Annotated in this window: 10 protein-coding genes and 1 pseudogene; 1 reads left to right on the forward strand and 10 read right to left on the reverse strand. The window is 63.3% G+C overall.

The features are described from left to right. Positions 1–74: 74 nt before the first annotated feature. A pseudogene (locus RA21_RS23110) lies at positions 75–263 on the forward strand (IS3 family transposase); the annotation flags it as partial. A gap of 33 nt (positions 264–296) precedes the next feature. Here the strand turns inward: RA21_RS23110 and RA21_RS22520 are convergent. The 10 genes from RA21_RS22520 to RA21_RS03470 form a co-directional block, all read right to left on the reverse strand. Next, positions 297–1,139, reverse strand: a complete 843-nt coding sequence (locus RA21_RS22520; RefSeq protein ID WP_152610466.1) for a hypothetical protein — start codon at positions 1,137–1,139, stop codon at positions 297–299. 288 nt (positions 1,140–1,427) lie between these two features. Then, positions 1,428–2,267, reverse strand: coding sequence for a DUF2189 domain-containing protein (locus tag RA21_RS03425; RefSeq protein WP_039146179.1), 840 nt, complete (start codon positions 2,265–2,267; stop codon positions 1,428–1,430). Between the two features lie 316 nt (positions 2,268–2,583). Continuing rightward, entirely contained in the window at positions 2,584–3,039 is a 456-nt protein-coding gene (locus tag RA21_RS03430) for an ester cyclase (protein ID WP_019296876.1), read from the reverse strand. A 233-nt stretch (positions 3,040–3,272) separates the two neighbouring features. Further along, the gene (cysK, locus tag RA21_RS03435) at positions 3,273–4,337 is read right to left on the reverse strand and encodes a cysteine synthase A (protein WP_039146181.1); all 1,065 of its coding nucleotides are present in this window, start codon (positions 4,335–4,337) and stop codon (positions 3,273–3,275) included. A 299-nt stretch (positions 4,338–4,636) separates the two neighbouring features. Then, positions 4,637–5,455 carry a serine O-acetyltransferase gene (cysE, locus tag RA21_RS03440; RefSeq protein WP_019296878.1) on the reverse strand — a complete coding sequence of 273 codons (819 nt, stop codon included), beginning with the start codon at positions 5,453–5,455 and terminating at the stop codon, positions 4,637–4,639. Positions 5,456–5,879: 424 nt separating this feature from the next. Further along, entirely contained in the window at positions 5,880–6,188 is a 309-nt protein-coding gene (locus RA21_RS03450) for a DUF7742 family protein (RefSeq protein WP_039146188.1), read from the reverse strand. Then, complete coding sequence (locus tag RA21_RS03455; protein WP_039146191.1) at positions 6,185–10,099, reverse strand: baseplate multidomain protein megatron; 3,915 nt, start codon at positions 10,097–10,099, stop codon at positions 6,185–6,187. The genes RA21_RS03450 and RA21_RS03455 overlap by 4 nt, the downstream gene beginning before the upstream one ends. Before the next feature lie 4 nt (positions 10,100–10,103). Then, a complete protein-coding gene (locus RA21_RS03460) occupies positions 10,104–10,643 on the reverse strand; it encodes an NlpC/P60 family protein (RefSeq protein WP_039146193.1) in 540 nt (179 codons plus the stop codon). Further along, complete coding sequence (locus RA21_RS03465; RefSeq protein WP_039146195.1) at positions 10,640–11,527, reverse strand: DUF2163 domain-containing protein; 888 nt, start codon at positions 11,525–11,527, stop codon at positions 10,640–10,642. The genes RA21_RS03460 and RA21_RS03465 overlap by 4 nt, the downstream gene beginning before the upstream one ends. After that, positions 11,524–12,156, reverse strand: coding sequence for a DUF2460 domain-containing protein (locus RA21_RS03470; protein ID WP_039146537.1), 633 nt, complete (start codon positions 12,154–12,156; stop codon positions 11,524–11,526). Before RA21_RS03470 ends, RA21_RS03465 begins: the two co-directional genes overlap by 4 nt. Between the last annotated feature and the right edge of the window lie 16 nt (positions 12,157–12,172).

Below are 12,172 nucleotides of genomic sequence, written 5' to 3' on the forward strand. Positions count from 1 at the left end.
GACAACAGCCGGTCTCGTATGGCGGCTTTTGAGGCCATTGCGGTCTTTGACCGTATAGCAGCAGGAGCTCGCATACCCTGGAAGATGCCTGCCGCAAGCTGGCGCCGTGGCGCTACGATTATTACAACGTTAGGCTGCACTCTTGGCTGTGGACCAGAACGCCAAAACGAGCACGGCAGGCACTTGAGCTATTTGAGGGCTACGCGTCTTCCGCGCCCGAGACCGACGAATATCAAAACAAATACCGCAGAATCTCCTCATGAGCGAGGTACCAGCGAGGGACAGGTCAGCTAGCATCACTCTGAGAGAAATTCCTGAACAACCCCCTCATGCGCTCCATAGATATATCGAAGAAGATTCGACGGACATTCCAGAGAAAAGTTTCCAAGTGTTTTGCGGCAGTATGCCGACAACCTTATCACCATCACTAGTTCACTTTGAGAGGAGAACTTCCTACTCGAATGATAGTCTCCACTATCAGGGAACTCAAAATCAGTTACCACTGGGTACACACCAAATGACAGAGGTAGAGCATAATTCATGCAATCTTTTTGAACCAAAACAGGTTGACTTGTATCAATGATCGTGACGAAAGATGAAATTTTGCTCACATCATTAAATGTTAGTTTCCCGTAGCAGCCCGCTTCTATTTGAGGAACACCGTCCTCCAAGGTTTGCTTGGTTAAAGAGTTGTCATTAGCAAACGCAACACTCACATCACTCAAGTACACAGGCTCATTCGCAGCCGCATTTATTGTTTCAAGGTCCTCGAAGATCACTAGGTAGTTCACGCCTGGAGCAATCTGACCATTGGGCATGAGCCAATTCTCCGGATCGCCGGAAAGGGAGAATGCCATTCTAGCATGCTCCGAAAAGACCACAAACTTTGAAGTGTAATAGAGTGAAAAATATGAATTCACGTCTCCGGCGAATTGTAGCTTTGCCGGTACATCCCAGTAAACCGGCTCTAGGCTCTGAGATGAGTTCAGAAGGAATCTAGCAGTTGGAAGCCTAAGGTCATTGACAAACTTTGGATCGCTTTCTTGGGCCGACGCCCCTCCAAAAAAAGTCAACAGAAAAAATGAAGCGATCGAAGCGGAGATTGCCCCCATTCCCAGTATAGCAAAAATTTTCTTCATCACTTTCTTCCAAGAAATCTACTGACTATTTCGGAAATTTGCCGCCCAGCCAGCTTAAGTTTTACTTTGGGAACGTCCTCACAACAGCCTTAGCTGTATTAAATTGAGCTACTCCCCGATCTTTGGGCAGAGTCTGCCGAAATTTTAGCTACTCGTTGCACCTGCTGATCGGGTTGGTTGATATCATTTCTCCGGCAAAAAGCCAGCACCGGTGAGCAGCGCGGTTCTCCACCAAGCCTGTGTCACCCCTCACCCTGCTCCGCCTCACCCATCTCCGCCGGGATGCCGTCAATCAGCAGCATCAGCAGCCCGCGCCTCCGCCGGCGGCACCGCCCGCCGGTACAAATGCCACGTGGTGTGCCCCAGAACCGGCAGCGTAACAATCAGCCCCAGAAACGCCGGCACCAGCGACAGCAGCATGGCGGCGGAGATGATCGCCGCCCAGCCCAGCATGACCACCGGATTTTCCGCAACCGCGCGGATCGACGTCAGCATGGCAGAAACAAAATTGGTTTCGCGGTCCAGCAGCATCGGCATCGCAACGACGGTCACCGTGAACAGGACAGCCGACAAAAACGCACCCGCACAGGTGCCAACCGCAAGAAAGGCCCAGCCCTGCGGCGTGAAAAAGACCGTGTGCAGGAACCCCTCGAAATCCGAGAAAGACGCGTTTTGCAGGGTGATCGCCAGCCAAAGCCGGACCTGATACATCCACACCCAGAAGATGAACAGCGTGACAAAGGCCATCCAGCCCATTTCCCGGTTGCGCTGGCGAACCATCACGCTGAGGATGTCTGACCAGCCAAAGCTGTCCCCCGCCTGCATCCGACGCGACATTTCATAAAGCCCGGCCGCGGCAAAAGGCGCCACCAGCGGAAAGCCAACGGCAGCGGGAATGATCATCCAGATCTTGCCCAGCCAGACCAGGCACCAGACAAACAGGATGCCGAAAACCGCATAGAACAGGCCAAAGAAGCCGCTCATGACCGGGCGCGCCAGAAAATCGGCAAACCCGGCCTTCAGCGATGCGCTGATATCACCTGCAGTCAGCCTGTTGACCTCGAGCACGCTGCGCGGCCGCGGCTTCCGTCTTTCCGGTGACGAGGAACTTCCGGTCTTGGACGTCATGGCACACTCCTTCCAAAGCAGGACCTTGGGCTGGCCCCCGTGCAAACGGGCCAGGCAATGAAACAGACATCCCTCCTGTACATGGAAGTGTGCATCAGCCCCGGCACCAGGGCAAGGGGCGCATGGCGCTGCAACGCGACCACACCGTCAGACGCCCTTTACAGGCCCCCAAAGCCCCAAACCGAAAAAGGGAGCGCGCGCGCCCCCTTCTTCTTTGACCAAATACTCACCTGCACCGCAGCCGCCGCCAGCACCCCGCCCGCTGCGGCGCCATGCTCTCGGGCGGCGCGCCGCTCGGCACTGATAGCCACCTGAGTCAGGTCCCGGGAATGGCTGCGCCGCGATAAGATGCCGGAATTTCAGTCGCCCCGATTTGAGCAAGCAAGTTGATCATATCGATCACGCTGCGGCGTTCGGTAATCATCCCGTCTTTGATGCGCATGATCTGGATTTCATCCACCGCGACGCGTATTCCGCTGGCCGGCACCCCCAGAAACTCTCCGGTATGCGTTCCGCGATAGATCATCTGCGTTGCGACCCTGTCGTCCTCGGCCAGCACCTCTCCCAGCGTGATTTCAACGTCAGAGAACGACGTCGTGAAAATCCGCACGCGTTCTTTCCACGCCTCAGGCCCAACAGGCGGATTGAAGTAAGAATTGTGCAGCACCGCATCAGACGCCACAAACTCATCAAACTTCACCGTGTCTCCCTGCCCAATCGTCATGACTTCGCGATAGTACCGTTCGACAAGCGCCTTATTCTCCTCACACATCCCTCTTCTCCAGACTGTATGTGCAAGAAATACCATAATCCCTGCGGAAAGTCTGCTTCGCCCCGGCAGCCTTCGAAGCCGCTACCGGAAATCGGGCGCACCCATTTGCCTCCAAACGCATGAAAAAAGGGAGCGCAACCGCTCCCCTTCATCTTTCCCCAAATACTCATATGCGCAACAGCCGCCGCCAGCCCCCCGCCCGCGGCGGCGCCACGCCAGCGGCAGCGCGCGGCTTAGTACTGATACCCGGAGGTCGAGGCCGACAGCGCCTGCTCCGCTTCATCCATCTCCGCCGGAATATCCTCAAACAGCGGTGTCGACAGATAGCGCTCGCCGGTATCCGGCAGCACCGCCAACAGCACCGAACCCTCCGGCGCGCTTTCCGCGACCTTCATCGCCGCCGCCAGGCTGCCGCCGCTGGAAATCCCCGCCAGGATGCCTTCCTCCGCTGCCAGCCGCCGGGACCACTTGATGCTCTCGTCACCGCTCACCGGTTCCAGCGCATCGAAATAGCCCTTGTCCAGCGCCTCCTGCAGCACCAGCGGGATGAAATCCGGGGTCCAGCCCTGGATCGGGTGCGGGTTGAAGGCCGGGTGGGTCGCCGCGGGCTCACCCTCGTCGTTGCGCGCCTGCGCCTCACCGGACTGCACCAGCGCCGCATTGGACGGCTCGCTGAGGGTGATCTTCAGGTCCGGCCGCGCGCCCTTCAGCACCCGCCCCAGGCCCGACACCGTGCCGCCGGTGCCGTAGCCCAGCACCACGTGATCCAGCCGCCCGCCCTCGAAATCGCCCAGGATCTCCTGTGCGGTGGTGCTGGCGTGGATGTCGGCGTTGTCCTTGGTCTCGAACTGATGCGCCAGGAACCAGCCGTTGGCTTCCGCCAGTTCCTTGGCCTTCACCACCATGCCAACCGCCTTGTCTTCCTTGCGGGTCAGCACCACCTTGGCGCCCAGCATCCGCATCAGCCGCCGCCGCTCAACTGAGAACCCGTCGTGCATGGTAATGACCAGCGGGTAGCCCTTGGCGGCGCAGACCATCGCCAGCCCGATCCCGGTGTTGCCGCTGGTCGCCTCCACCACGGTCTGGCCCGGCTTCAGCCGCCCTTCGCGCTCCGCCGCCTCGATGATGTTCAGCGCCAGCCGGTCCTTCACCGATCCCGCCGGGTTGAACGCCTCGAATTTCACATACATGGTGACATGCGCTGGCGCGATATTGTTCAGCCGGATCACGGGCGTGTTGCCCACCGTCTCAAGGATCGAGCCAAACAGACGCCCGCGGCCTTCGGTTGTATAAATCATGATCTGTCCCCCAAATCGAAACTGCAGAAAAAGAAGCTGTTGGTCAGGAATATGCGCCCCGCCGCCGCCGGGTTCAAGCCAGCCGGCGGCACCGGACAGCGATTAAGACCAGCCTCCGCCACAACCCGGCATTTGCAGAACCGCAGGCCGCACCGCCTGCACGCAGCAGATCAAAACCCACCCGCAACCCTTTTATTCAAAACAATATTCACGCCAGATAGGACCATCAAAAAAGGGGCGGAACCCGCCCCTTCTTCTTTGCTCAAATACTCAACTTCCCAGTCCGGCAGCCAGAGGCCTCACTCCGCAGGAGACCCCGCCGGAACCACCTGGTCCATGTTGATCGACGGCTGGTCGCAACCCGCTTCGCCGACAATCTTCGCAGGCACGCCCGCAACCGTTGTGCAGGGCGGCACTTCTGCCAGCACCACGGACCCGGCTGCAATGCGGCTGCAATGGCCGACCTTGATGTTGCCAAGAACCTTGGCGCCGGCGCCGATCAGCACCCCGTCGCCGATCTTCGGATGGCGGTCCTGCTCTTCCTTGCCGGTGCCGCCCAGGGTCACCGAATGCAGCATAGAGACATTGTCGCCCACCACTGCGGTCTCGCCGATCACGATGGAATGGGCATGGTCAATCATGATCCCCTTGCCCAGACGGGCGCCGGGGTGGATGTCGATCCCGAAAATCTCCGACGTGCGCATCTGGAAGAAATAGGCCAGATCCTTCTGCCCCTTGTCCCACAGGTAATGGCTGACACGGTAGGCCTGCACCGCCTGGAACCCCTTGAAGTAGAGGATCGGCTGCAGCAGCCGGTGGCTTGCCGGGTCGCGTTCGTTGATCGCCATCAGGTCGGCGCGCGCTGCCTCCAGGATTTCCGGGCAGGTCTCATAGGCTTCGTCAACGATCTCGCGGAGCACCATCATCGACATTTCATTCGAGCAGAGCTTGGCGGCAATCCGGTAGGACAGCGCCTTTTCCAGCGTCTTGTGGTGCAGGATACAGGCGTGAATCAGCCCGCCCATCAGCGGCTGGGTGGCAACGGCCTCCTCAGCTTCGCGGGTGATGCGGTCCCATACGGGATCCACCGGAGTAACGGCTTGCTGTGTTTTTGCCATGGGTCAACGTCCTTTCTCCGCTCAGACTACCCATCTAAGGTGGTTTGCAGCAAACGCAAACCCGTGATGAGGCATATTTTTGAAATGAATGAGTCCGATCAGGCGGGGCTGAAGCAGCAGATCACCATCCGGCTGGCGGAACTGGCGGCAGAGAATGCTTCGCTTTCGGGTGATGCCCCATCCCGCCCGGAATCAAGCCGCAGGCGCCGGGCGAGCGCCTGCCCGCCCGCACGGGCTGGCGCTTTTGAGAGTGCGGAGCTCCTTGGAAAGTTAGTACGGACGTTGCCGGAATAAACTGCCACACAGAACTGTTGGAGCGCCACCCCGCAGGCAGGCGCTCCCCCTTAGCAGCCAATCTCTCGCATCGCTGCCTGAGGCAAGCGGCGCCAGCCCAACAGATGGTTTGGCAGGTTTCCATTTTGGATCAGCCGGCCGGATCCTCCCTGCCGGTTTCCAGCACAGAGGCCAGCTCCCGCAGCACTAGCCTTGTGCAGTCCAGATATGCCGGATCATCCAGAAACGGTTCCACCGCCAGCGCATACCGCCGGGCCGCGGCGCTTAAGCTCCCATCGCCCCAAAGCGGATGCAGACGGCCCAGCATTGCGCAATGCACCGCCGCCTCCGCCGCACCGCCGAAGATCCTGCGGCACAGGGCAAGGCGCTCACCCGCCGGCACCATCAGCAGGGCCCGCGCCACTGCGGACACATCGCCGGGCAGCACCGGGCGGATCATCCCAGAACGGCCTCTGCCGCCGGCCCGGCACCAAACCGGGCTGAGCGCTGCGCCACCTCCAGCACGTCACCCGCCTGCACCCCGTCCAGCGCCTGCGCCGCCGCCGGATAGGCCCAGGAGGGCGTGGCAGAGGTCTCCTCCCGCAGCACGGTGGCGCCGCGCATCACCCGGATGCGGTAGCTCTCGATCTCCTCTCCCAGCGGCACCTCGTCCAGCTCCCAGCTGTCGCCTTCGATCCGTGTGCGGCGTATCCAGCCCGCCGACAGGTCCTGCCCCAGCGCACCATTCAGCCGCAGATGCACCGGCGCATAGGGGCGCAGGCCATTGCCCTCAAACGCCTCTTGCAGATGCAGATAGGATGGGTCCTCCAGCGCGCGCCGCGCCGGGCCGATCCGGTAATGGCGCAAGCGGCGGCGCTGTTCGGGCGCCAGTTCCATCTGCACCGGCGTGCCGTCCAGCAGCACCACAAAAGACCCCGCAGGCCAAACATCCGGCATCAGCGCATCACTGCCCTGCTGACCGCGCAACCGGCCCCGCAGCAGGTAGGTCTGCGGCGCAATCAGCTCCGCCTCGCGGAACTGGAACAGTTCCCAGTTGCCGGGCGTGCCATCACCGATGGCGGCGGCGTTGGCACCGTTCAGCACCGCCTCCACCGTGCGGCTTTCCAAGCTTCCGGAGATCAGCCTGACCTGCAGGTCCGCCCCCAGATCCCAGCGCCCGGCCCCGGCAGAAAACAGCGGCGTTTCCGTGACTCCGATCACCTGCCGTGCCGCAATCACCTGTTCCAGAACGTAATTCTCATCCGCTTCGGAGCCGTAAACCGCGACGCTGCCGGGCCAGGCCGCCGCCGTCAGCACCAGATGCGGCGCGTGCGGCACCTCATCCCCGCGCATCAGCGGCAGGTCCAGGAACAACGGCAGCACCGGGCCGGGTGCGGCAAAGGCATTGACCCCCGGCAGCTCCTCCGCCACAGCGGCCAGATCATAGGTGCCCGGCTCAATCCTGACCGCCTCCACCGTCTGCGCCTCCGCCTGCTCCACCCGGTCGATGCGGTAGAGCTGGTCCTTTCCCTCCACTGGCAGGGACACCACATCGCCCGCCCCAAGATGCAGCAGCGAGGGCGGCAGCACGAACCGCGCGGTGTCACGGGAAATCCGCGCTTCAGCCAGCCAGCGGGCGACGGTCTGGCGCGCCTCGGCCCGGGTCATGGCCAGCGGCAGCTCGTTCTGGCTGACGCTGTGCGTTGCTTCATCGGGCAGCACCGCCTCAACCGAACCCGCAGCATGGTCGCCGCCCCATTCGGTGAACCGCAGCCGCACCCGGCCCGCCAGTTCCGCCTCGCTGGCGCGGGCCAGCTCCAGGCTGCCGTCCATCTCGTCATTGTCGGCCAGATGCTCCAACTGCAGCGCTTCCGTCACGATGCCCTTGCGCATCCGGAACCTCAGCACCCCGTCGCGCTCCACCGCGTCAAACCCGTGCCGCAGCATCAAGGGCTGCAGCACCGCACGCGCATCCGCAACATCCGGGTTCACAAACCCATGCACCACGCCGGAAAGCCCGGATACATCAATGTCATAAAGCCCCGCCCGGTGGCACACTTCCTCCACCACAGAGGCCAGCGTCCGCTGCCCCGCGCGCCCGTTCAGCCAATGGCCGCGCAGGTAGTTTTCGCCGTCGTTCCAGATCTCCACCCGCGCCGGAAAGGCCGGAAACGGGCGCGCATCCCAGGCCCAGACATAGGCGTTGGACATATCCAGCATTGGCCCGCCGTATTCCTCTGACACCGGGTTGTTCGCGGCCTCGCCCCAATATCCCAGAAACGCGCGCAGGTACTGGATCTGCATCAGATCGTCGCGCAAGCCGTTGGAATAGCGCGGCAGTTTCGATTCAGAACTTTTGGGGTCCAGAAACTTGTTCGGCTGGTTGGTGCCCTTGTCGATCGCCGCGCAGCCCAGTTCGGTGAACCACACGGGCTTGGATTGCGGCACCCATTCGGTCGGCGCAGCCTGCCGCCCCCCGCCGATACGCTCGTGATGCTCCTGCATCCACCAGCTGCGGATATCCTTGTAGCGCCACACCCAGGGTTCATCATGCGCGCCGTCGGTGATCGGCGTCCGGATCTGCGCCTCGCGCGCTTGCGGTGAGTGGTAATACCAGTCAAACCCCTCGCCGCCCTCCACATTGCCGCTGAGGTAGCCGAGGTCATAGACCGACGGCACTCCGGCCTGCGCGTCCAGATGATCATCACCCTCACGCCAATCGGACAGCGGCATGTAGTTGTCGATGCCGACAAAGTCGATGTTTTCATCCGCCCACAGCGGGTCCAGGTGAAAGTACCTGTCGCCTTCCGGTGACTGGTAGCCCCAGTATTCCGACCAGTCGGCGGCATAGCCGATCTTGGTCTCCATCCCCAGCAGGCTGCGCACCTCTGCCGCCAGCCCTTTCAATGCCAGCACAGCCGGGAAGCCGCCGGCGCCGCGGATCTGCGTCAGCGCGCGCATCTCGGAGCTGATGCAAAACGCCTCCACCCCGCCTGCCGCCGCACACAGCGCCGCATTGTGCAGGATAAACCGGCTGAGGCTCCATTCGTCAGGCCCGCTGTAGGTGACGGTTCCGTCCCCCACGGTGAAATCCGCCGCCGTCACGGAGCCAAAGAACGCCGCCACCTCCGCATCCGCCGCCGCGGTGCCATCGGGTGAGCCAGGCTGGCCCGGAGCCACCGACAAGGTGATCCGCCCGCGCCAGGGCAGATGCGGCTGGCTGGCGCCGCCGGTCCAGGGATCAGCCAATGCGTTGCCCTCTGCCTGATCCATCAGGATGAACGGGTAGAACATCACCCGAAGGCCGCGGCCTTGCATCTCCCGGATCGACTGCACCACCGAGGCATCGGCAGGCGTGCCGCCATAGAGCGGCTCGCCGTCCTCTTTCAGCACTTCCTCAGCACCTGCGCGGGTGACGCCGCTGACCGTCCAGGCCATGTTCCCCTCGGCCAGCTTATGCTCCACCTTGGGCTTCAGCGTGCAGCTGCCGCAGCGCAGGTCATTTCCGAACCACGACACAATCAACGACGCCGCGCCGCAGGACGGCAGTTCCGCCTCCAGCGCATTCAGCGAGGTCTTGAGGTCGCTGAGGCCACTGGGCGTATGCTCATTCGCAGCCCTGGCATCGCCCGGCCCGCCGGAATACTGCACCACATCCGCAGCCAGCGAATATTCCCCGGTGCCGGGCATCAGCGCCACGCCCTGCACGATCTGGCCCAGGTCCTGCGCATAGGTGCTGCTGGCGGGCTGCTCGGGGCGCAAGACATCAAAGGAGAACTGCGGCACGCGGTTGCCGAACCGTCCCAGCTCCAGGTTCTCCATCACCACATAAGCCGTGCCGCGGTAGGCCGGCACCAGCCCCGGCCCCTCGATCGCCTCCATCACCGGGTCCGGCAGCTGATCCGCCGTGCCGCGGTAGACGGTCATGTTCAAATCCTTCGGCGCCACTTCCTCACCATCAGCCCAAACGCGGGAGACGCTGGCGATCTCGCCCTCGCACAGCGCAATCGCCAGAGAGGCCGAATAGCTGTAGCTGGTGACCTGCGGCTGGCTGGGCCGCCCCTTGCCACCGCCGCCACTGGTCTGCGAGGTCTCCAGAAAGCGCGAGGACCAGATCACCTGGCCGCCCAGCCGCATCCGGCCATAGACCTGCGCCATCGGCGCGCCTTCGCTGGCCTGGGTCAGCCGGAAGCGGTCGACCTTGCCGGTCTCCACCGGATCAGCGCCGGAGCCCAAGAGCCGTTCGTCAATCAACCGGCCCAGGGTAGCGCCCACCGCACGGCCGATGACGGCAGAGGACAGCCCCGCCACAGTGCCGCCAATTGCGCCGCCAACCGCCGCACCGGCGGCAGAGAGAAGAATAGTTGCCATCAGATCAGCTCCTTTGCCGGGACATGCCGGGGAAGTGAAACCGCGCTACGATGCGGCGCTGCCAGGGCGGGCTCAGCGGGCTTTCGACAACCCCGTGGCCGGCATAGGCGTGGATGAAGGACGGGGCACTGCATAGCTGTTTCGCCCGGCGGCACCGCCGGGCTGCGCCTGCCTGCCCCCCGGCAGGCGCATTCGCGCCCGCCCAGGCAGACGCTGCCCTCAGTTCTGTTACCGCAGCCTGCACCCCCAGATGCTTGGCCACCGATCCCTCCCGCATCCGGAACAGGATCACATCTCCCGGCGCGGCGTCCTGCAACGGCTTCGCCGCCAGATGCCGCGCCGCGGCCTGCCACAGCGCCTCAGCCCCCTGCGGCTCTGACCAGTCCATCGTATAGGCGGGCGGCAGCTCCGGCTCCGCGCCAAGCAGCTCGCGCCACACCCCCCGGATCAGGCCAAGGCAATCACAGCCCGCCCCCTTGCAGGAGGCCTGATGCACATAGGGCGTGCCGATCCAGCCGCGCGCTGCCTCTACCACCCGGCTCATCTGCGGCTGCCCCCGGTGTTCATGCCGGACTGGCGCGGCACCGCCATGATCCAGTCCTCCCCCGGGATGTCAGGGAAGCCCTGGAAATTCAAAAGGTTGTTGAACTTCAGCCGGCAGCTCTCCATCCGCTTGTCACAACCGGCCTCCAGCCGCACCGTGTCACCTGCGGACACGGGCGCGCGGATCGGTTCCCACAGGGTGATCCTGCGCCCCGCGGCGGTGGACTGGTCGGACTTCACCGCGGCCCACAGGCCCTGTGCCGCACCGCTCAGCACCGTCAGGCGGCCATCAGCAAACCAGCCCGGCTCAAACCCCGGCAGCGCGTTCCAGCGGAAGTCCTCGCTGCGCTCCACTGTTTCCACTGCCGTTTCAATGGCATAGCCCGGCGTGCTCAGATCAAACCCACAGGCCGCATCCCCCAGAACCGAGGTACAGGGCGTCTGATAGATCCGCCCCTGCGGCTGGTTCAGCTGCTCGGTCAGCCCGCGCAGCTCCGCCTCGAATGCACCGCCCGCGCGGCGGATCTCCCCGATGGAGCCGCGGAATTGCAGCCAGCGCTTCGTCACATCCTGCCAGTTGACCAGCCAGCAGCGCACCTCAGCCCCGTCGAACCGGCCTGCCTCGATGTCCTCCTCGCGCACGGCGGCGTCACTCAGCACCCCCAGCGCCTCGGTGTTGTCGACCGACAGGCCGGTGGCCTGCTGCACCGCCCGCGCCGTCAACCCGCTGCCGGGCTGGAACTCCACGCCATCGAACGACAGAACGCAGTCGTGATCGGTGAATCCCAGCACGGTGCCGTCGCGCCGCTCCAGCGCCCAGGCGCGGCAGACCGTGGTGATACCGGATTGAAGATGCTCCCGCAACGCATTGGAAAGGCTGTTCATATCCGCACCTCCACCACCGGGACCGCCGGTGCCTCTCCAGCCTGGAACGACGCCACGCTGGTCTGGATGCTGGCGGTGTCAAACCGCACCGGCACATCAAACTCAAACCCTGCGTTGATGCTGAGGCCGACCTCCGGCGGATGCGCCAGGTTGATCAGGCCGGTGGCGGTGTCCAGCTCGTAATCCACGCCCTCGCGCAGCTCATCCTGCTCAACGCCAACCCGCACGGTGCCCGCCACCGGTTTGGCAATCGGGCGCTGATAGGTGAAGGCGCCGGAGCGGTAGGTCTTGGCCAGCTGGAAACTCACGGTGCTGCCGTCGCCGGTAGCGATTTCCTGATCGTCAAACGCCACCCCGGCGCTGGGCCGGGCGGATTTGTAGTCGCTCCAATCCTTCCAGCGGAACCCGTAAAGCTGGCCCTGACGCGCCTCGAAAAAGGCAATCAGCACCTCGATATCCTCCAGCGCGCGCAGGCCAAGGCCTGCGTCATAGCGGCGGCGGGAGTGCGCCCAGGGGGTGTTGCGCTCCTCAAAACCGTTGGCGAGCGTCACCACATCGGTGCGCCGCTCCGGCCCGCCGACAGAGCCGAAACTGAGCGAGGCGGGAAAGCGGACTTCGTGGAAATTCATTAGGTTACCCTCCATC

It is taken from the genome of Leisingera sp. ANG-DT (genome assembly GCF_000813785.1).
Lineage (GTDB): Bacteria > Pseudomonadota > Alphaproteobacteria > Rhodobacterales > Rhodobacteraceae > Leisingera.

Bases quoted from the DNA above. Each gene is read 5' to 3' on its own strand.
- RA21_RS22520 (WP_152610466.1), bottom strand. From the start codon at position 1,139: ATGAAGAAAATTTTTGCTATACTGGGAATGGGGGCAATCTCCGCTTCG.
- RA21_RS03425 (WP_039146179.1), bottom strand. From the start codon at position 2,267: ATGACGTCCAAGACCGGAAGTTCCTCGTCACCGGAAAGACGGAAGCCG.
- RA21_RS03430 (WP_019296876.1), bottom strand. From the start codon at position 3,039: ATGTGTGAGGAGAATAAGGCGCTTGTCGAACGGTACTATCGCGAAGTC.
- cysK (WP_039146181.1), bottom strand. From the start codon at position 4,337: ATGATTTATACAACCGAAGGCCGCGGGCGTCTGTTTGGCTCGATCCTT.
- cysE (WP_019296878.1), bottom strand. From the start codon at position 5,455: ATGGCAAAAACACAGCAAGCCGTTACTCCGGTGGATCCCGTATGGGAC.
- RA21_RS03450 (WP_039146188.1), bottom strand. From the start codon at position 6,188: ATGATCCGCCCGGTGCTGCCCGGCGATGTGTCCGCAGTGGCGCGGGCC.
- RA21_RS03455 (WP_039146191.1), bottom strand. From the start codon at position 10,099: ATGGCAACTATTCTTCTCTCTGCCGCCGGTGCGGCGGTTGGCGGCGCA.
- RA21_RS03460 (WP_039146193.1), bottom strand. From the start codon at position 10,643: ATGAGCCGGGTGGTAGAGGCAGCGCGCGGCTGGATCGGCACGCCCTAT.
- RA21_RS03465 (WP_039146195.1), bottom strand. From the start codon at position 11,527: ATGAACAGCCTTTCCAATGCGTTGCGGGAGCATCTTCAATCCGGTATC.
- RA21_RS03470 (WP_039146537.1), bottom strand. From the start codon at position 12,156: ATGAATTTCCACGAAGTCCGCTTTCCCGCCTCGCTCAGTTTCGGCTCT.